The following is a 19,964-nucleotide window of genomic DNA, read 5'->3' as shown; positions in this document are numbered from 1 at the left end:
TAACGTCACGATAGAGGGACACGAACGTCCCGCACACGCCAAAATCGGCAGGCGCGCGCGACCATAAAAAAACCCGCCGGAAGGCGGGCTTTTTCGAAGAGCGGGAGCGTACCGCGATCAGCGCAGCTGATTCACGAGCAGCCCCATGATCTGCCGGGCCGGACCCGACGTATCGATCGCGCCCGAGTCATCGACGACTGCCACACGCGTCTGGTCGGGCGTCAGCGCCTTTACGTTGACGCGATACTGCTTCGCCTGCTTTTCCTTCTTGCCGTGGAACAGCTGGCTCCAGAAGCCCTGCTCGGCCGAGCTGAGATCCTTCGGATCGACATAACGCACGAAAAACAGACCCTTCGTGCGATCGCGATCGTCAACCGTGAAGTTCGCGCGATCGAGTGCGAGGCCGACATGCAGCCACGACCGGTCGTACGGCTCGCCGAGCGTGACTTCGGACGGCACCGCGGCCGAATCGACGTCGTTCGCTTGCGACGACGTACGCGCGACGTTCTGCGCAGCGATCGCAGCGGCGGCGGCCTTCGATGCGTCGGTATCCGCCTTCTTGTCCTTCTGCACCGTGTTGTCGTTGATGTTCGCGATCGGCGGCTCGCCATTCTTCGCGCGCTGATCGTTCTGTGCGAGCACCGCCATCAACCGCTTCAGGTATTCGGTCTCGAGCGCCGGATCGTTCGGTTTCGCTTCCCACTTGCTCGAATCGTTGTTCGCGCCGGTGATCGCCTCACGCATGCCCTTCTGGCTGATGAACACGTAGGTGCCGCCGTTCGGCGCCGAATCGAGGCGCGTGCGGTACTTGTTGCGCTCGGCGGTCACGTACGAATTGCCCATCGCCTTGGAGATCACGCTGCGGATCAGGCCGTCGTTGATCTGCGGATGGGTTTCGTTCCAGTCGGTTTCCATCACGCCCTTGTCGCGCTGGTCGACGACGAGCAGGAAGCCCTGCTCCTGCCAGAAACGGCGAACTTGCGGCCAGATGTCGGCGGGCTTCTTGCTGTCGATCACGAGCCAGCTCTCGGTGCCATCGCGCTGAATATGCATGCCGGTCACGGCGGGCGCGACGGTGTCCGTCGCGGGCGCCGCGTGCTGCACCCGCTGAAGCGCGGACAGGGAAGTCGCGCCGCCCTGTGGCGGCAGCGAACGCTGATCGGCCGTCTCGTCGAGCATGTTGGGCGGCACTGCGAGCGACGCTTCCTTCGATTTCGAATCGCTCTTGTAGTCCACTTTCGTGGGCGACGACGTACCGCAACCGGCAACGAGCGCGCCGGTGGCGAGCACTGCAGCAAACCGCATGGTAAGACGAAGATCAGTCATGTTCGGGGAATCCTCTTCCGCTAAATCACGGCGCTTTCCGTGGATCAACCTTGCATTTTACCGGGGCCGCGCCGGGATGTGCAAAAAAGCGACCGGCAAGAAAAAACCCGCGTCAGCCTGAACTGACGCGGGTTCTTTGTCTGGTCGGGGCGAGAGGATTTGAACCTCCGACCACCTGCACCCCATGCAGGTACGCTACCAGGCTGCGCTACGCCCCGAAAGAAAAAAATTATAACAGACAGTTGGCCGGTTTAGAACGGGTCGCATGCATTTTGTGCATGTTCCCGTGAAATTTTTGCGACATGATCAAACGGGACAAGACGGCTTCGATACGGGCGGCAAAGTGCATCCCGCTCGTCACGCTCCGGCCATGCGATCCGCCGCATGCTTACCGTCGACGCGCGACACAGATGACCGTGAGGCCCGCCACCCGGTTGAACCGGAACATCGGTAGCTCGGCTCGGCAGATCAGCTTGAGCAAACCGTTGACGACCGGATGGTGCCGGCGCAACTGCGACGCCGGTTCGCGCGGTTGCCGACGCGCCCGCTCGCTCAGTCGCAATGCCGCCGCGAGCGGGAACGTGAGGCCGAAATAATACGCGCCGCGCTCGACCTCCAGCCCCGCACGACGCGCGACGTCTTCGAGACCGGCGAGCGTATACCTGCGCTTGTGCTCGAGAAAATCGTCATGCGCGCTCCAGAGGAACTGAAACGCGGGAACCGTGATCAGGAACCGGCTGCCCTTCGGCGCCCCCGCCACGTAGCGGGCAAGCAACCCGACATCGTCGTCGACGTGCTCAAGGACATCCATCAGCAGCACGAGATCGGCATCGAATCGATCGACGGCACGGCGAAAATGGACGGGCTTGCCGGCCGCCTCCCCGTCGGTATCGTCGGCATAGCTCGTATCGACACACCATGCTTCCGTCGCCTGCGTGCGCTCGAGCAAATGCTTCGAAAAGAAGCCCGAGCCGGCACCAACGTCGAGTATGCGGTTCGCGTCCGACGTGCCCAGAAACCGACGGATCGCGCTCGCCTTCGACGCGTAGTACCAGTGATCGCCTACATCCGCTCCCAGTACGTCGAGCTCCTTCAGATCCATGACGCCTCCCCCGTGTCGGCCACCATGCTTTGTGATCCATCCAGCCACTGATGCCGATCTTACCGCGCCGCCGCCGTCGCACGTGCGGCAAGTTGCGCGATTCGCACGGGCAACCTGTGTCGCGCCTTAATCGAAAAGGACGATGGCCGATTCGTCGCGGATCGCTACCGTGCGCATGCCCGGCGCGAGATCAACGCGCACGGCACATCGTCCGACTGCATGCCGATCGATATGGCACATCTCCGCTTTGCCGCGCTGCGCGGCACGCCGGCGGCAGTTTCGATCGCAACGGCGGTCGCGACGTCCCGTCACCGTCTCAGACAAAGGCCAGTGAATGACTCAGAAAAACGACATTTCCCGTCGACACTTTCTCCGGCTGAGTGCCGGCACGATCGGCATCATGCTGGGAGACGCGTATCTTCTGTCCGCGTGCGGCGGCGACTCGATCGCGCTCGCCCCCGTCACGACGCCCAGGCTCGCTTCGGCAGCGAACTTTCGCGACACCGGAGGACCGGACGGAACGGGCTATGCCTCCGCGAGTGGGTCAGCGATGAAGAAAGGCGTGATCTACCGGTCGTCCGCGCTCGCGCTGTCCGCGGCCGACCTCGCAACGGTCGATACGCTCGGCATCAGGCACGTGTGCGACCTGCGCACGACCGCGGAGATCCACGCGCAGCCGGATGTGCCATTGGCCGGCGCCACCTGGCAGAACCTCAACGTGCTCGGCGCCGCCAGTATTGGTCCGCTTCCGACCGATGGCGCGACTGCCACGGCCTTCATGCAAAGCATGTATCGGGCGTTCGTGACGTCGGAAACGGCACGGACGAGTTTCCACACGCTATTCGCCGGCTTTGCCGCGTCCGGCGGCAACCTGGTCTTCCACTGCACGGCCGGCAAGGATCGCACCGGCTGGGCGACGGCCATTCTGCACACGATTCTCGGTGTCCCACGGCAGACGATCCTCGCCGACTATCTGCTGACCAACATCTACAGCGCGTCGGAAATCGCCGCCTATGTCGCACAGGCGCGCAAGAGCGGCGGGCAGGATGCGGCCGACATGATGGCCGCGCTGCAGGGCGCGCAAGCCGCCTATATGCAGGCGGCATTCGATCAGGTCGTCGCGTCATACGGCTCGATGGCGTCGTATATCGATAACGGTCTGCAACTGGACCAGACGACGCAGAATGCAATCCGGCAGAGCATGCTGGTCTGATCGGTCCGCAGGCGGCGATAGCGCTGGTGCGTCCGTCGCCCCCGCCCGCCGTCTGCGCCCCGGATCGGACACCGCCTTCATCCGGCATCTAACCCCGCGTCAGCCAACGCCGACGCCGGGTTTGCCGATCCGGCGCAACGCGCGCCGCCCGCTTCGACCGCAAAACCAAACAACCGTTTGATTTTTCCGCCCCGCCGCCGCGAATCCATTGTCCCGTCGCGCGCCGGCCGGTCCTGCCCGGACGCCCGCTGTTTGGTTACGCCGCTCTAGCACGCTATGCCACACTGCACGGCATCGACGTCCGCGCCGCGCATCCGCCGCACGCCCTCGCCGAGCACAACAAGACATGGAGACAGACGATGCGGAATGCGGTCCGGCGCGGCCATCGCACGCCTTTGGCATTTTTCGACTGGATGAGCGGCCCGCGACGCGCGGCCGCGTCGGTTTCACTTGGCACCTCTCGTGCGCTCGGCTGCGGCGCGCTTGCGCTCGCGCTGTTCTGCGCCGGCTGCGCGGAACCCGGCGCACAGCGCGACGGGACCGCGTCGGTCTCGTCGACGAAGATCGAGCGCACCAAGGCCGAACGCCTCGCCCGCGAACAGCAGATCGCCCGCACGGTGCCGTCGCTCGCGTCGCTCAGCCTCACGCAGCCGCGCCCGTTCACGCTGCGCGACTCGGGCCAGAGCGGTGCGATGACATTCCTGCGCGATGTCGATTTCCGTATCGTCAACAACCTTGGCTTCTTCATCCATCAACTGTCCGCGACACTCGTGCCGACGCAGGCCGGCGCACCGATCGTGTTCGACGATCCGACGAGTTTCGAGATCGACGTGCATGAAGGCACGGTCACGCTCGACAACGCGAAGCTAACCGCCCTCTTCAACACGTACATCTTCGGTTACCGCAACGCGCCGCTGCGCAACCTCGCCGTATCGGCAGGCGATGGCGTGATCCATCTGCAGGGCGAGATGCAGCGCGATGGCTGGGTGCCGTTCTCGCTGACCGGCACGCTCACGATTCGCGACGGCAGCCAGCTCGTATTCCACCCGACCGGCGTGCGCGTGTCGGGCATCAACGCGCAGCCGGTGATGCGTGCGGCCAACGTGAAGATGGCCGATCTGTTGAAGATCGAGACCCCGATCGCACGGCTCGCCGGCGACGACCTCGTGATGTCGGTCGACAAGTTGATGCCGCCGCCGCGGCTGAAGATCAGGATCACCGCGCTGCGCGTGACGCCGGCCGGCCTCGACCTGAAGCTCGACGACGGCTCGCACGCCGGCTTCGCGCTGCCCGCGAACGCGCCGCAACAGGCGATGTACATCCGCGGCGGCGACGTGAAGTTCATGCGCTCGATGCCGATGAACGCGGATATCCTGATCAGCCCTGTCGATCCGACGAAGCGTGACCAGAATTTCGTGTTCGACCTGTATCACTATCGCGATCAGGTATCGGCCGGCTATTTCAATTTCGACGAAAGCGGCGCGATGGCGATCCGGATGCCGTCGTACGCGGGCCCCGCGAGCGGCGCTGCGCTCGGCAGCACGGCCGCCCGCCTGAACGACAGCTTCCTCGCCGCGCAGCAGACTACGCTACACGACTCGCGCCAGCACTGGGAAGCGTTTGCACTCGCGGCCGGCACGACGCAGCCCGGCATGCAGAAAGTTGCGATGCGGCGCTCGTCGGCCATTCCGTTCAACGAACGGCACGTGTCGAACCGCAATCCGACGATCCATCTGCACAATGTCGACTTCAACCTGTCCGGCGACATCGGCTTCCACGTCGAGGATCTCGACGTCCAGCTCATCGCGAAACGGCCAGGCGAACCGGTCGACCTCGACGATCCGAACCAGTACGACATCCGCATTCTCGGCGGGACGGTCGTCGAATCGTGGAAGGCGATGTCGGCGCTCTTCAACAACTACCTGCTCGACTACTCGCCGCGCTCGCTGAACGACCTGCAGTTGAGCGCGGATGGCCAGGACCTGCGCGTCCAGGGCGGCATCAAGCTCTGGAATCACGTGCCCGGCGTGTGGCTTCCGACCGACATGAAGGGCTCGCTTTCGGTGCTCGACGACCGGCACCTCGCGTTCCGGCCGTCGCAGGTGTCGGTGCTCGGCATCCCGCAGGCGAAGCTGCTGCGCTCGCTCGGCATCGAGCTCGCGTCCCTGACGCCGCTGCAGCGCCGCGGCGCGGAACTGCGCGGCGACACGCTCGTGCTCGACCAGTACACCGTCTTTCCGCCGCCCGTGCTGAACGGCAAGCTCGGCCAGGCCACCGTCGAACGCGACGGATTGCGCCTGACGTTCCGGCGGGTTGCCGACGCACCCGCGCCGAAGCGGCCGCAGATCGACGCACCGAGCTACATGTGGATGGAAGGCGGAGACATGAAGATGTTCAACGTGCTGGAACTGAACGTGCGCGCGCTGATCCGGAACTCGGCCGAGGCAGGCCCGATGCGCTTCGACCTGTACGGCTACCGCAGCCAGGTCGCGCAAGGCTCGGTGCGGATGCTGCCGGACGGCACGCTGGTCGTCGACATGGGCAAGCCAAATCCGCTCGCGTCGCGCTGATCCGGGCGGGCCCGCGTGCATGAAAAAAGCCCGGTGGCGCTTCGCACACCGGGCTTCATTTTGATCCGAGCGTTGTGCTCAGTGGTGCTTCAGTCCGTCGATCACGTCGAGGAGCGCCTGCCTCAGCGCGATCACGTCGACCGTTGCCCCCGGCTTGCCCGATGCACGCGCATCGGCGGCCAGCACGTCAGGCTCGACCGGTGCGCCGGCAGCGCGCTCGCCGCTCGGTGAATCGAGCCGGTTGCGTGCCCCGTTGATCGTGAACCCCTGTTCGTACAGCAACTCGCGAATCCGCCGGATCAGCAGCACTTCATGATGCTGGTAATACCGACGATTGCCGCGCCGCTTCACCGGCCTAAGCTGAGTGAATTCCTGTTCCCAGTAACGCAGCACATGCGGCTTGACCCCGCACAATTCGCTGACTTCACCGATCGTGAAGTAGCGCTTCGCGGGAATCGGAGGCAAGACGACTTTCTCAACCGTAGTGGTCATCGTCGGTTAACCGTCGTTAAGGATGCGCGGCGGCCGCGCGGAGACGTCAGCGCGCGGGCGTTACTCCGCGCCGTTTTCGACCAGCGCCTTCAGCTTCTGGCTCGCGTGGAAGGTTACCACCCGGCGGGCCGCGATCGGAATCGCCTCGCCCGTCTTCGGATTGCGGCCCGGACGCTGCGGCTTGTCGCGCAGCTGGAAGTTGCCGAACCCCGACAGCTTGACGCTTTCGCCGTTTTCGAGCGCGTCGCGGATCACTTCGAAAAACGCCTCGACCATGTCCTTCGCTTCACGCTTGTTCAGCCCGACGCTGTCGAACAGCAGCTCTGCCAGTTCCGCTTTCGTCAGCGTCGGCGTCTCGGTGGACGCCGGCGCCGAAGCGTCGCGGTTCATGGCACTGCGTTGCGCCGTCAGGAGGGCTTCGAATTCACTCGAGGTCATGTCGTTCATATCTGCCATACAGCGCGTTAAACCAAAACTTACGATGGGGAAGAGCCGCCCGCGAGGGGGCGGCCCGTCTCCCTAGCCGCGCAGGCGGGCACCAGCACGAGCCATCCGCTCGACCAGCGTCTGGATCGCCTGATCGACGACCTCGTCCTGTAGCGTGCCAGCCGCGTCCTGCAGCGTCACGCGGAAGGCAAGGCTCTTCTCGTGCGCGGCGAGACCACCGGAAGTATTTGATTTTGCACGAAATTCGTCGAAGAGTACAACCTTCTGAACGAATCGGCAGGCGTCTTCGGCCAACGCCTTCTTCATTTCGTCGAAAAGCGCCTGAACCTCGACCGCCTGATCGACCACGACCGCGATATCGCGCCGCACCGGCGGGAATTTCGACACGTCGGTCGGTGCCGGCAGCGCACGTGCGATCAGCGCATCCGCGTCGATTTCGAACATCACCGGCGCGTGCGACAGCTCGTACTTCTGCATCAGGCGCGGATGGAGCTCGCCGATCCAGCCGACCGCGCGGCCATCGACCTCGATGCGCGCGCTGCGGCCCGGATGGAGGGCCGGATGCTCGGCCTTCACGAAGCGCGCGGTGGCCGGCGCGAGCAGCGCCTCGAGATCGCCCTTCACGTCGAAGAAATCGACTGCGCGGGTCGCGACACCCCACTGTTCGTCGACCGCCGGACCGTACGCGAGCGCGCCGACACGCTTCGGCTGCGAGTAGCCTTCGACGGTCAGTTCGCTGGCCTTCACCGACGGATCGGCGAGAAACACGCGGCCCGTCTCGAACACGCGAACGCGATCCGCGCGACGGTTCAGGTTGTGGCGCAGCACCGAGATCAGGCTGCCGAACAGCGTCGTACGCATCACCGACAGCTGGCTCGCGATCGGATTCAGCAGGCGGATCGGGGTGTCGTTGCCGGCGAAGTCGTGCTCCCACTCCGCATCGACGAAGCTGAAGTTGACCGTTTCGGCATAGTCGCGCGCCGCGAGCGCGTGACGGATATCGTGGATCGAACGTCGCGTCTCGTTGGTCGCGCGCATCTCGCTCGTCGCGACCGGCGGACGGGCCGGGATCTTCTCGAAGCCGTAGATGCGCGCCACTTCCTCGATCAGGTCTTCCTCGATCTCGATGTCGAAGCGGTGCGACGGCGGCGTGACCAGGAATGCGTCGTCGTCACGCTCGAACGGCAGGCGCAGGCGCGTAAAGATGTTCGCGATCTCGTCGGCGTCGATCTTCACGCCGATGATGCGGTTCGCGCGCGACACACGCATCTTCACCGGCGCGCGCTGCGGCAGGTTCACTGCCTGGTCGTCGACCGGGCCGGCCTTGCCGCCGCAGATCTCGAGAATCAGCTGCGTGATGCGCTCGACGTGCTCGACGGTCGTCGCGTAGTCGACGCCGCGCTCGAAGCGATGGGCCGCATCGGTCGAGAAGTTGTACTTGCGCGCGCGGCCACGGATGCTGTCCGGCCACCAGAACGCGGCCTCCAGGTAGATGTTGGTCGTGTCGAGCGTGACGGCCGTGCTGTCGCCGCCCATGATGCCCGCGAGGCTTTCGACCTGACGGTCGTCCGCAATCACACCGACCGTTTCGTCGAGTTCGACCGTGTTGCCGTTCAGCAGCTTCAGCGACTCGCCGCGCTTGCCCCAGCGAACCTCGATGCCGCCGTGGATCTTGTCCAGGTCGAACACGTGCGACGGACGGCCGAGCTCGAACATCACATAGTTCGAGATGTCGACAAGCGCCGACACGCTGCGCTGGCCCGAACGCTCGAGGCGCTCGATCATCCATTGCGGCGTCTTCGCATGCGCGTTCACGCCGCGGATCACGCGACCCGAGAAACGGCCGCACAGATCGGGGGCGGTGATGCGCACGGGCAGCGTCTCATCGAGCTCGACGCGCACCGGACGGATGTCGACCGGCGTCAGCGGCGCGCCGGTGATCGCGGCCGTCTCGCGCGCGATGCCGAACACCGACAGGCAGTCGGCCTTGTTCGGCGTCAGCTTGATTTCGAAGATCGTGTCGTCGAGATTGAGCGTGTCGCGGATGTCCTGACCGACCGGCGTGTCTTCCGGCAGGATCAGCAGGCCGCTGTGGTCCTCGGACAACTTCAGCTCACGCGCCGAGCACAGCATCCCCTGGCTCTCCACGCCGCGCAGCTTCGACAGCTTGATCGCGAACGGCTTGCCGCCCTCTTCCGCCGGCGGCAGTTCCGCGCCGACCAGCGCGACCGGCACCTTGATGCCGGGCGCCACGTTCGGTGCGCCGCACACGATATTCAGCGTCGCGCCGGTGCCGGCGTCGACCTGGCAGACATTGAGCTTGTCCGCATCCGGATGCTTGACGACTTCGAGCACGCGGCCGACGACGATCTTCGACGTCGGCGGCGCAGCCTTGCTCAGCGATTCGACTTCGAGCCCCGCCATCGTCAGCGCGTGCGACAGTTCGTCGGTCGTCAGCTGCGGGTCGACAAAGGTTCTCAACCAGGATTCAGGGAATTGCATGGATGTCTACGTTCGAAACAGGTTAGATCGGCGCCCGGCCCCCGTCGGAAACGTCCGGCGGGGCATGCGCGGGCACATGTCGGCGCGGCGCGTGCGTTATGCGAACTGGCGCAGGAAACGCAGGTCGTTCTCGAAGAACAGCCGGAGATCCTGCACGCCGTAGCGCAGCATCGTCAGGCGCTCGAGGCCGCTGCCGAACGCAAAGCCGATGTAGCGCTCGGGATCGAGGCCCATGTTGCGGATCACGGTCGGATGCACCTGCCCCGAGCCCGAGATCTCGAGCCATTTGCCGGCGTTCTTGCCGTGCTCGAACATCATGTCGATCTCGGCCGACGGTTCCGTGAACGGGAAATACGACGGACGGAAGCGCACGAGGATGTCGTCGCGCTCGAAGAATTTCTTCAGGAAGTCGGTATAGACGCCCTTGAGGTCGGCGAAGCTGATGTTTTCGTCGATCCACAGCCCCTCGACCTGATTGAACATAGGCGAGTGGGTCGCATCGCTGTCGACGCGATACGTGCGGCCCGGTGCGATCACCTTGATCGGCGGGCGGTTCATGCGCGCGTAACGCACCTGCATCGGGCTCGTGTGCGTGCGCAGCAGCAGCTGGCGGCCGTCGGCATCCTTGCCTTCGACGTAGAAGGTGTCCTGCATCGAACGCGCCGGATGGTTCTCCGGGCTGTTCAACGACGTGAAGTTGTACCAGTCGGTCTCGATTTCGGGACCGTCGGCCACGTCGAAGCCGATCGAGCGGAAAATCTGTTCGACGCGCTCCCACGTGCGCATCACGGGGTGCAGACTGCCTGCACCGGCGCCGCGGCCCGGCAGCGTGACGTCGATCGCCTCGGCGGCGAGGCGCTGGTTCAGCAGCGCCTCGGCGAGCGCCTGACGACGTGCGGTCAGCGCGGCTTCCACCTGCTGCTTCGCGACGTTGATGCGTGCGCCTTCGGTCTTGCGTGATTCGGGATCGAGCTTGCCGAGGCCCTTGAGCAACTCGGTCAGCGCACCCGACTTGCCGAGAAATCGTGCTTTCTCGTTTTCGAGCGTGGTGATGTCGGCAGCCTGTTCGAAGGACTGCTGCGCGTCGGCGACAATCTGGTCCAGATCCATAGATCCCATCATTTCCAACGTCATTCGGTCTTGGCGAGCGAAATCGCCCATCCAAACAAAAAAGGGGCTCGGAAGAGCCCCGTTTTCGCTGCAGCGGCCGAGACTACCGGAACATCGCTGCAACTAACCACGCAGTGCTAATTTCGCAATTAGGCTGCAACGGCGGCTTTCACCTGCTTGACGATCGCAGCAAAAGCAGCCTTGTCGAACACCGCCATGTCGGCCAGGACCTTACGGTCGAGTTCGATCGACGCCTTCTTCAGGCCGTTGATGAACACGCTGTAGGTCATGTCGTGCTGGCGAACTGCCGCGTTGATACGCGTGATCCACAGTGCGCGGAACACACGCTTCTTGTTGCGGCGATCGCGGTACGCGTACTGACCAGCGCGCATCACCGCCTGCTTGGCGATGCGGTAGACGTTATTGCGACGGCCGCGATAACCCTTGGCCAGGTTGATGATCTTCTTGTGGCGGGCCCGTGCGGTTACCCCACGTTTGACTCGAGGCATGTTTCTCTCCTTGGAGTATCAGTTGAGGGGTTACGCGAACGGCAGCATTGCGCGGACGGAGTTCAGATCGGAATCATGAACTGCCGTTGCGCCGCGCAGGTGACGCTTGTTCTTCGTGGTTTTCTTGGTCAGGATGTGACGCTTGAAGGCTTGACCGCGCTTGACGGTACCGCCCGGACGCACCACGAAGCGCTTTGCAGCACTCTTCTTGGTCTTCATCTTAGGCATGACGAACAACTCCAGTTTATTTGATGGCGATGGGTGTGCGGTTGGCTTGCGCCCTTGACCCGCCCTTCGAAACCCAGTCCACTTGTGTACGGCAAACCGCTTGCACAGTTGCCGTCATTGTTGGCGCGCCGCCCTGACCGGGCGACGCACCGAACCACTTTCGAACCTGCGCGGCATGCGCGCGGGCCCGTTACTTCTTTTTCTTCGGCGAAAGCACCATGATCATCTGGCGCCCTTCCATCTTCGGCATCTGCTCGACCTGGCCGACTTCCTCGAGATCCGTGCGCAGACGCTCAAGCATCCGCATACCGATTTCCTGGTGAGCCATTTCGCGGCCGCGGAAACGCAACGTGATCTTCGTCTTGTCGCCTTCTTCGAGGAAGCGCACGAGATTGCGGAGCTTGACGTTGTAATCCCCGTCATCGGTACCCGGGCGGAACTTGACTTCCTTGACCTGGATGACCTTCTGCTTCAGCTTCGCTTCGTGCTGCTTCTTCGATTCCTGGTACTTGAACTTGCCGTAATCCATCAGACGGCAAACCGGGGGAACCGCTTGCGGCGCGATTTCCACCAGGTCAACATCCAGTTCTTCCGATTTACGGAAAGCATCAGCGAGTTTTACGATACCGAGCGGTTCGTTCTCGATCCCGACCAGACGCACTTCCGGCGCAGTGATTTCACCGTTGATGCGATGCGACGACTTATCAGTAGCGATGTTACGTTTCCTCTAAAAATTAAAAAAACGAGCCGCGCTGCCAGGGCGGTTACTTGAACGAGCGCAGGTCTTCCTGCAGACGCTCAACGAAGGCTTCGACCGGCATTACGCCAAGATCGACGCCGCCACGGGCACGCACGGCTACCGTTTGCGCATCACGCTCCTTATCCCCCACGACGAGGAGATAAGGCACCTTTTCCAGCGTGTGCTCGCGTATTTTATAGCTAATCTTCTCATTGCGCAAATCGGCCGTCACTCTAACCCCTTGTTTTTGCAACGATTGGGCCAGAGACTGCGCATATTCTGCCTGACTTTCGGCAATATTGAGCACAACTGCCTGGAACGGCGCGAGCCAGGCCGGCATCGCACCAGCGTGGTGCTCGATCAAAATGCCGAGGAAACGCTCCATCGAACCGACGATCGCACGGTGCAACATTACCGGACGGCGGCGGCTGCTGTCATCCGCGACATACTCGGCGCCGAGGCGCTCCGGCAGCACCATGTCGAGCTGCAGCGTGCCGCACTGCCACGAGCGGCCGAGCGCATCCTTGATGTGGTACTCGATCTTCGGGCCGTAGAACGCACCTTCACCCGGCAGTTCTTCCCACGTGAGGCCGCAGGCCGTCAGCGCGTCGCGCAGGCCCTGCTCGGCGCGATCCCACGTCTCGTCCGTGCCCGCACGCTGGTCCGGGCGCAGCGACAGCTTGATGTCGATGTGATCGAAACCGAAGTCCTTGTACACGCTCATTGCCAGCGTGTTGAACGCGATCGATTCCGAGATGAACTGGTCTTCCGTACAGAAGATGTGCGCATCGTCCTGCACGAAGCCGCGCACGCGCATCAGGCCATGCAGCGCGCCCGATGCCTCGTTGCGATGGCACGAACCGAATTCCGCGTAACGCAGCGGCAGATCGCGGTACGAGCGCAGGCCGTGCTTGAACACCTGGACGTGACCCGGGCAGTTCATCGGCTTGATCGCGTAGTCGCGCTTCTCCGACTCCGTCGTGAACATGTTCTCGCGGTAGTTCTGCCAGTGGCCCGACGCTTCCCACAGCGAGCGGTCCATGATCATCGGCGTCTTGATCTCGAGGTAGCCGGCTTCGTTCACCCGGCGGCGCATGTACTGCTCGACCTGCTGCCACAGCGCCCAGCCCTTCGGATGCCAGAACACCATGCCCGGCGACTCTTCCTGCATGTGGAACAGGTCGAGCTGCTTGCCGAGCTTGCGGTGGTCGCGCTTTTCCGCTTCCTCGAGCATGTGCAGGTATTGATCCTGGTCTTCCTTCTTCGTCCAGGCCGTGCCGTAGATGCGCTGCAGCTGTTCGTTCTTCGAGTCGCCGCGCCAGTACGCGCCCGCGACCTTCATCAGCTTGAAGACCTTCAGCTTGCCGGTCGACGGCACGTGCGGACCACGGCAGAGGTCCGTGAAGCCGCCGTGCGAGTACAGCTTGATTTCGTCGCTTTGCGGAATCGATTCGATGATCTCGGCCTTGTACTTCTCGCCGAGGCTGCGGAAATAACCGGCCGCCTCGTCGCGCGACACGACGCGGCGCGTCACCGGCTCATCCTTCTTCGCGAGCTCCTGCATGCGCTTTTCGATCTTTTCCAGATCTTCGGGCGTAAACGGGCGGTTATACGAGAAGTCGTAGTAGAAGCCGTTGTCGATCACCGGGCCGATCGTCACCTGCGCATCCGGATACAGGTCCTTCACCGCGTAGGCAAGCAAATGCGCGGTCGAGTGACGGATGATGTCGAGACCGTCGGCATCCTTGTCCGTGACGATTGCGAGCGATGCATCGCGATCGATGACCGTGGAAGTATCGACCAGCTCGCCGTCGAGCTTGCCACCAAGCGCAGCCTTCGCAAGGCCGGGACCGATCGAGGCCGCAACCTCGGCAACTGTCACCGGATGCTCGTATTGTCGAACTGAGCCGTCAGGCAAGCGTATCGAAACCATAGCAATCTCCGTGATGCCGACAGTGGGCGGCAAACCAAGCACGCGATATCAAAGTCACGCGCGAAAATTTCGCGACAAAAAAAATGCGGCCCCGCTTTCGAGGGGCCGCATTCGATACTTCACTCAAACTGAAAGGGCGAAAACGTTCCTCGACTAGCGTCGCTCCGAAAAGGTTTCGGTCAACGTTCGCGGTGTCATAACCGTATTCGCCTTGTTCGCGTTGAGTTATTTACTGCATCGAACACCCGAAAACCGGGCATTCTCAATTCGTTGGTAGGCTCGATTGGACTCGAACCAACGACCCCCACCATGTCAAGGTGGTGCTCTAACCAGCTGAGCTACGAGCCTAAAGAAGCTGAGATTATATGGGGCTATCGTTCACTTGGCAAGCGCTTTTATGCGGTCGCAGCAAAATGATCGCGCTTCAACCCCATTTACGAGGGCGTCACGTCTTGCGCCCCGCCCGCACCACGCCCGGCACTTCACCGAGCAGCGTGCACGCACGCTGCACCTGCGCGGAATTCGACACCTCGACCGTGAACTGCATGAATGCCGCATTCCGGCGGCTCTGCGTCTTCACGCCCACCACGTTCATCTTCTCGCGCGCGAATACTTCGGAGATATCGCGCAGCAAGCCTTGCCGGTCGCTCGCCTCGATCATCAGGTCGACCGGATAGACGGACACGCCACGGCCGCCCAGCACGTCGGCCGACCAGGTTGTCTGCAGCACGCGCTCCGGCGCCCGTTCGGCCATCCGCCGGAACGTCGGGCAGTCACTGCGGTGAATCGACATCCCCTTGCCGCGCGTCACGAAACCGCTGATCGGGTCGGGCGGCGCCGGACGGCAGCAGCGCGCAAGCTGGGTCAGCAGCGCATCGACGCCAACCACCAGCACGCCGGTCGACGCGCCGTGCGCGACACTCGCCCCGCTGCTGCGCTTCTCGAAATCGGCGGGCGCCTCGGGTGCATGCTCGGGCGGCGGCGCATCAGACAGCGCATGCTCGACGTTGCGCAGGCTGAATTCTTCCTTGCCGACGACCGAGAACAGTTCCTCGGGCGACTTGAAGCCGAGCTTCGCGGCGAGGTTGTCGAGATTGACCGACGTCTTGCCCTCGCGCTGCAGCGTCTTTTCGACGAGCGCGCGACCATGCGCGATGTTCTCTTCCTGCTCGATCGAGTTGAACCACGCGCGCACCTTCTGCCGCGCACGCGGACTCTTCAGGTAGCCGAGCTGCAGGTTCAGCCAGTCGCGTGAAGGCCCGCCCTCCTTCACCGCGACGATCTCGACCGTCTGACCGTTCGCGAGCGGCGTGTTCAGCGGCACCATCGCACCGTCGACGCGCGCGCCGCGGCAACGGTGGCCGAGTTCGCTGTGCAGGTGGTACGCGAAGTCGACCGGCGTCGCGCCCTGCGGCAGCGCGATCACGCGCGCCTGCGGCGTCAGCACGTAGATGTGGTCGTCGTCGAGCGACGTCTCGCGCAACTGCGCCCACGCCTGGTCGCCCGACACTTCGGTACCATCCTCGACGTCGTCCTTCCACGCGAGCAGCTGGCGCAGCCACGCGATCTTCTCGTCGTACTTGTCGCTCGCCGAAAACTGGCCGCCGTAGCCGCGGGCTCCCGCTTCCTTGTAGCGCCAGTGCGCGGCGACGCCGTACTCGGCGAAACGGTGCATTTCCTGCGTGCGGATCTGCACTTCGAACGCGCGGCCGTCGTCGCCGATCACGACCGTATGCAGCGACTTGTAGCCGTTCGGCTTCGGACGTGAGATGTAATCGTCGAATTCCTTCGGCACCGGCTGCCACAGGTGATGCACGATGCCGAGCACCGCGTAGCAATCCTTGATGTCCGGCACGATCACGCGGAACGCGCGCACGTCGTACAGCTCGGAGAAGTCGAGCTCCTTGCCGCGCATCTTGCGCCAGATGCTGTAGATGTGCTTCGGCCGCCCGCTCACATCGGCCGGGATGTGCGCTTCCGCCAGTTCGTGCTGCAGCCGCTCGATCGCCTGCGCGACGTACGCCTCGCGTTCGATGCGCTTTTCGTCGAGCAGCTTGGCGATGCGCTTGTAGGTGACCGGATCCTCGAAGCGGAACGCGAGGTCCTCGAGCTCCCACTTCAGTTGCCAGATACCGAGACGGTTCGCGAGCGGCGCATAGATCTCGAGCGTCTCGCGCGCGACGTCGGGAGGCGGATCGATCTTCGCCGCCGCGTAGTAACGCAGCGACTGCAACCGCGACGCCAGCCGGATCAGCACCACGCGGATGTCCTGCGCAAACGCGAGCAGCATCTTGCGCAACGCCTCGATCTGCGTGCGCCGCTCTTGCGCGGCGTCGCGCCCGGCATCGGGCATCACGCTCTGCGCGGCGCGCAGGCTGACGGTGCCGAGCCGCAGCAGCTTGCGCACGTCGGATACGAGCCGGGCGACCTCTTCGCCGAACCGTTCGGTCAGCTCCCGCTCGGGATCATTCAGGTGCGGTGTGAGCACGAACAGCGCGGCCGCCTGCATTGCGTGCGGGTCGACGTTCAGCGTGCGCATGATCGACGCCGTGCCCGCCGAGTGATCGGCGAGCAGTTCGCCCGAAGACAGGCGCGCGTCACCGGCACGCTCGCGCACGAACGCGAGCACGTCGTCGAACGACGGCGCTGTGACGGAAGAAGCGGAAACGGACTCGGTCATCGCACGGCCAGGCGTATCGCGGTCATCGGAATGCTTCGCTTCGCTCAGCTCCGTTGCGCGGCGACGACGACGATCTCGACGAGCAGCGCCGGATCCGCAAGCTTCGCCTCGACGGTCGCGCGCGGCGGCGTATTGCCCTGCGCGACCCACGCGTCCCACTCGGCGTTCATGCCTTCGAAGTTCGCCAGATCCGAAATGTAGATCTGCACCGACAGCAGATGAGCCTTGTCGCTGTTCGCTTCGGCGAGCAGCCGGTCGATGTGGCCGAGCACTTCGCGCGTCTGGCCCTTGATGTCCTGGGTGGTGTCTTCGGCGATCTGGCCGGCCAGATACACGGTACCGTTGTGGATCGCGGTTTCGGAGAGACGCGCTCCGACGTGGTGACGAATGACTGCCATGGAATGTTCCGGTCGTGTGAGTGGGTGAGAATCGGCGACGACGCGGCCCGCGTGCCGCCGAACCGCATATTATGACGCGTTTATGCGCCGCCTTCGACGAAAAACCGGCGGGCGAGCGCAATCTGGTCGACGCCGATGAACGCCGGTGCATGGCCCGCGCCCCGGATCTCGGCCTGCGTCACATGCCGGCCGCGACGCACCATCTCCGCCACCGTGTCGCGCGACAGCAGGTCGGAACGCTCGCCGCGCACGACGAGCAGCGACGCATCGGTGGTCTCGATCGCGCGCCACAGCGCGGCCTCGCCGAGCGCGGCCAGCTCGGGCGTCGTCGCCTTGAACGGTTCGGCGATGCGCGGATCGTAGCGCATCGTCCAGCCCCCGTCGGGCAGCTCGCGCAGCAACGGCCCATTGATCTCGCGCCATTCGTCGTCGGTCAACGCACCGAACGGCAGCGACAGCGACGTCAGATAGTCGATGCCCTCCTGTTCGGTCGCGAAACACGGCTGCACGCCGAGGTATTCGCCGATACGCGTCAGCGAATCAGGCTCGATGCGCGGGCCGACGTCGTTGACGATCATCCGGCGCAGCGGCGAACCGGGCAGCCCCGCGAGCGCCATGCCGATCAGCCCGCCCATCGACGTGCCGAACCAGTCGACCGACTCGACGTCGAGCCGCGCGATCAACGTGACCATGTCGGCCACATATTGCGGGATCGCGTAAAGCCGCGGATCGGCGAGCCAGTCGGAACGCCCGCGCCCGACGACGTCGGGGCAGACGACGCGATACGTATCGGACAACGCGGCGGCAAGCCGGTCGAAGTCGCGCCCCGAGCGGGTCAGCCCGTGCACGCAGACCAGCACACGCGGATTGGCGGGGTCGCCCCATTCGGTATAGGCGACGTGGTGAAGGCCGGCGGCGCTCGCACACTGCACACGTCGCTGACGGGGAACCGGAGGATTCGCTGAAGTTGATGGCATCGTTGGCATCCTGTCGAACGGGGGCGGTGCGGCGGGCAACACTCGCGCCGCCCGATGCGAACGATTGTAAACCGCTTCGCAACGACGGGCCGTCACGCGGCCGCAGTCATCCGACGCATCGTTCGCAACCGCTCACGCACTGCGGCGCCACGTCTCGCGCAACTGGTCGCGCAGGAAATCGACGAAGGTCCGCACGCGCAGCGGCACGTGACGGCCGCCGGGGTATACGGCATGGAGCGGTGCGGCAGGCGCCGCGAACGTCGGCAGCACACGGACGAGCCGGCCGGCCTCCAGATCGGCACCGACGTCCCAGATCGACTTCAGCGCAATTCCGGCGCCCTCCAATGCCAACGTGCGAGCCGCACCGCCGTCGTTCGTCAGCAGTGCGGCCGTCACTTCGACCGCCACTGCACCGTTTGCACCGTCGAACCGCCACTCCGTACGAGGCTGGTCGCCCATCACGATGCATCGATGTGCACGAAGTTCGGCCGGATGAGCCGGCATCCCGTGCACGGCGAGATAGCTCGACGACGCGCATAGCACGCGATGATTCGGCGCCAGTTCGCGCGCGATCATCGTCGAATCGGCAAGGCTGCCGATCCGCACGGCAACGTCGATGTCCTGCGCGAGCAGATCGACGATCGTGTCGGTCAGCATCAGTTGCACGGTCAACTCCGGATGTTGCCGTTGAAACGCCGCGACGAGCGGCGCAATCCGCAGCCGGCCGAGTTCGCCGGGCGCCGTCAGGCGCAGCACGCCGCTGACCGTGCCGCGACGATCGCTCATCAGCGTTTCGGCGCGATCGACCTCGGCCAGGATGCGCAGCACCTGCGCATGGAACTGCGCACCGTCGTCGGTCAGCGTCTGCTGCCGCGTCGTCCGGTGCAGCAGACGCACGCCGAGCTGCGACTCGAGATGCGCGAGCCGCTTGCTGACGACGGACAGCGACAAGTCAAGCTCGCGCGCCGCCGCGGACAGGCTGCCGGCCGACACGATTCTCGCGAAGGTATCGAGCGCCGGGAGATCGTCGATCAGCATCGCGGCACCTGTCCAGCCTCGACATTTCCTTTTGTCGAATAATCCATTCGCCTTTTCCCCGTATTTAAGCTCGAAATGGAAACCTACCATACCTGTAGCGCGTCGCCCCACGACGCCATCCACAGGACACCCGAAACCATGTCGATTCACTTTCCTCCGATCGCACGCCCGATTACCCGCGTCATCGCTGCAGCGGCCTGTGTCGTTGCACTGTTGCCTGCAGCGTCCCGCGCCGCCGACCTTCTCGATCCGCACAGCCTGACCGTCGCGACCGACGTGCCGGCTACGCAGGCACGTGCGCAAATCCTCGCCGCGCGTCGCTACGGCACGTTCTGGAATACCGGTGATGCGACCCTCGCCCGCACCGCGCTCGCGGCCGATTTCGTCGACCGGACATTGCCGGCCGGCCGTGAGCAAGGTGTAGCGGGACCGCTCGCGGCGTCCAGCACGATGCGCACAGCCATCCCCGACCTGCGTTGCGACATCGAACAGATGATCGTGGCGGGCGACCGTGTCGTCGTGCACCTGCACTTTCGCGGACATTTCACCGGCACGTTCAATGGCACGACCGGAAGCGGACAGTCGATCGACTTCATCGCGACCGACATCTACCGGATCGACCATGGCCGGATAGCAGAAAACTGGCACATCGAGGACAACCTGACGCTGATGCGTCAGCTCGGGCTCGTCGGCTGACGGA

17 protein-coding genes and 2 tRNA genes are annotated in these 19,964 nt (G+C 64.1%); 3 read left to right on the top strand and 16 right to left on the bottom strand.

All coding sequences use genetic code 11. From position 1 onward, the window contains the following. Positions 1–117: 117 nt before the first annotated feature. The 3 genes from bamC to ACT2FV_RS24095 all read right to left on the bottom strand — a co-directional run bounded on the left by bamC (position 118) and on the right by ACT2FV_RS24095 (position 2,428). Positions 118–1,326 (bottom strand): outer membrane protein assembly factor BamC, encoded by a 1,209-nt coding sequence (gene bamC / locus ACT2FV_RS24105; RefSeq protein ID WP_151049102.1) that lies wholly within the window; start codon positions 1,324–1,326, stop codon positions 118–120. A gap of 141 nt (positions 1,327–1,467) precedes the next feature. Beyond that, positions 1,468–1,544, bottom strand: a tRNA-Pro gene (locus ACT2FV_RS24100). Positions 1,545–1,714: 170 nt separating this feature from the next. Continuing rightward, positions 1,715–2,428, bottom strand: coding sequence for a class I SAM-dependent methyltransferase (locus ACT2FV_RS24095; RefSeq protein WP_059608573.1), 714 nt, complete (start codon positions 2,426–2,428; stop codon positions 1,715–1,717). Positions 2,429–2,762: 334 nt separating this feature from the next. Between ACT2FV_RS24095 and ACT2FV_RS24090 the strand changes: the two genes are divergently transcribed. Together ACT2FV_RS24090 and ACT2FV_RS24085 are read left to right on the top strand one after the other, a co-directional pair. After that, positions 2,763–3,641, top strand: a complete 879-nt coding sequence (locus tag ACT2FV_RS24090; protein WP_444504948.1) for a tyrosine-protein phosphatase — start codon at positions 2,763–2,765, stop codon at positions 3,639–3,641. A 359-nt stretch (positions 3,642–4,000) separates the two neighbouring features. Further along, positions 4,001–6,211 carry a hypothetical protein gene (locus tag ACT2FV_RS24085; RefSeq protein ID WP_151049106.1) on the top strand — a complete coding sequence of 737 codons (2,211 nt, stop codon included), beginning with the start codon at positions 4,001–4,003 and terminating at the stop codon, positions 6,209–6,211. 78 nt (positions 6,212–6,289) lie between these two features. Here the strand turns inward: ACT2FV_RS24085 and ACT2FV_RS24080 are convergent, their stop codons facing one another. The 13 genes from ACT2FV_RS24080 to ACT2FV_RS24020 all read right to left on the bottom strand — a co-directional run bounded on the left by ACT2FV_RS24080 (position 6,290) and on the right by ACT2FV_RS24020 (position 19,264). Next, positions 6,290–6,703, bottom strand: coding sequence for a MerR family transcriptional regulator (locus tag ACT2FV_RS24080; RefSeq protein ID WP_151049108.1), 414 nt, complete (start codon positions 6,701–6,703; stop codon positions 6,290–6,292). 60 nt (positions 6,704–6,763) lie between these two features. Then, positions 6,764–7,150 (bottom strand): integration host factor subunit alpha, encoded by a 387-nt coding sequence (locus ACT2FV_RS24075; protein WP_006486093.1) that lies wholly within the window; start codon positions 7,148–7,150, stop codon positions 6,764–6,766. Between the two features lie 72 nt (positions 7,151–7,222). Further along, on the bottom strand, positions 7,223–9,652 hold the full coding sequence (gene pheT / locus ACT2FV_RS24070; protein WP_444504947.1) for a phenylalanine--tRNA ligase subunit beta: 2,430 nt from the start codon (positions 9,650–9,652) through the stop codon (positions 7,223–7,225). A 96-nt stretch (positions 9,653–9,748) separates the two neighbouring features. Then, positions 9,749–10,762, bottom strand: coding sequence for a phenylalanine--tRNA ligase subunit alpha (gene pheS / locus ACT2FV_RS24065; RefSeq protein ID WP_170296429.1), 1,014 nt, complete (start codon positions 10,760–10,762; stop codon positions 9,749–9,751). A 149-nt stretch (positions 10,763–10,911) separates the two neighbouring features. Then, positions 10,912–11,271 (bottom strand): 50S ribosomal protein L20, encoded by a 360-nt coding sequence (gene rplT / locus ACT2FV_RS24060; RefSeq protein ID WP_004192938.1) that lies wholly within the window; start codon positions 11,269–11,271, stop codon positions 10,912–10,914. Between the two features lie 30 nt (positions 11,272–11,301). Further along, complete coding sequence (gene rpmI, locus ACT2FV_RS24055) at positions 11,302–11,499, bottom strand: 50S ribosomal protein L35 (RefSeq protein ID WP_004191477.1); 198 nt, start codon at positions 11,497–11,499, stop codon at positions 11,302–11,304. 190 nt (positions 11,500–11,689) lie between these two features. Further along, the gene (gene infC, locus ACT2FV_RS24050) at positions 11,690–12,214 is read right to left on the bottom strand and encodes a translation initiation factor IF-3 (RefSeq protein WP_071734130.1); all 525 of its coding nucleotides are present in this window, start codon (positions 12,212–12,214) and stop codon (positions 11,690–11,692) included. Positions 12,215–12,263: 49 nt separating this feature from the next. Beyond that, positions 12,264–14,171, bottom strand: a complete 1,908-nt coding sequence (gene thrS, locus ACT2FV_RS24045; RefSeq protein ID WP_059608581.1) for a threonine--tRNA ligase — start codon at positions 14,169–14,171, stop codon at positions 12,264–12,266. A 271-nt stretch (positions 14,172–14,442) separates the two neighbouring features. Further along, positions 14,443–14,519, bottom strand: a tRNA-Val gene (locus tag ACT2FV_RS24040). 97 nt (positions 14,520–14,616) lie between these two features. Continuing rightward, the gene (locus ACT2FV_RS24035; protein WP_444504946.1) at positions 14,617–16,851 is read right to left on the bottom strand and encodes a RelA/SpoT family protein; all 2,235 of its coding nucleotides are present in this window, start codon (positions 16,849–16,851) and stop codon (positions 14,617–14,619) included. 44 nt (positions 16,852–16,895) lie between these two features. Further along, positions 16,896–17,249: a RidA family protein gene (locus ACT2FV_RS24030; protein WP_014897238.1), complete on the bottom strand. Its 354-nt coding sequence runs from the start codon at positions 17,247–17,249 to the stop codon at positions 16,896–16,898. 80 nt (positions 17,250–17,329) lie between these two features. Further along, positions 17,330–18,226, bottom strand: a complete 897-nt coding sequence (locus tag ACT2FV_RS24025; protein ID WP_124625643.1) for an alpha/beta fold hydrolase — start codon at positions 18,224–18,226, stop codon at positions 17,330–17,332. Between the two features lie 132 nt (positions 18,227–18,358). After that, positions 18,359–19,264, bottom strand: coding sequence for a LysR family transcriptional regulator (locus ACT2FV_RS24020; RefSeq protein WP_124625977.1), 906 nt, complete (start codon positions 19,262–19,264; stop codon positions 18,359–18,361). Positions 19,265–19,402: 138 nt separating this feature from the next. Here ACT2FV_RS24020 and ACT2FV_RS24015 point away from each other — a divergent pair, with 138 nt between their 5' ends. Next, entirely contained in the window at positions 19,403–19,960 is a 558-nt protein-coding gene (locus ACT2FV_RS24015) for an ester cyclase (RefSeq protein ID WP_151049115.1), read from the top strand. The last annotated feature ends 4 nt before the right edge of the window (positions 19,961–19,964 follow it).

It is taken from the genome of Burkholderia sp. PR2, from assembly GCF_052372875.1.
Taxonomy (GTDB): domain Bacteria; phylum Pseudomonadota; class Gammaproteobacteria; order Burkholderiales; family Burkholderiaceae; genus Burkholderia; species Burkholderia diffusa.
This window is presented reverse-complemented; position numbering and strand designations above follow the sequence as displayed.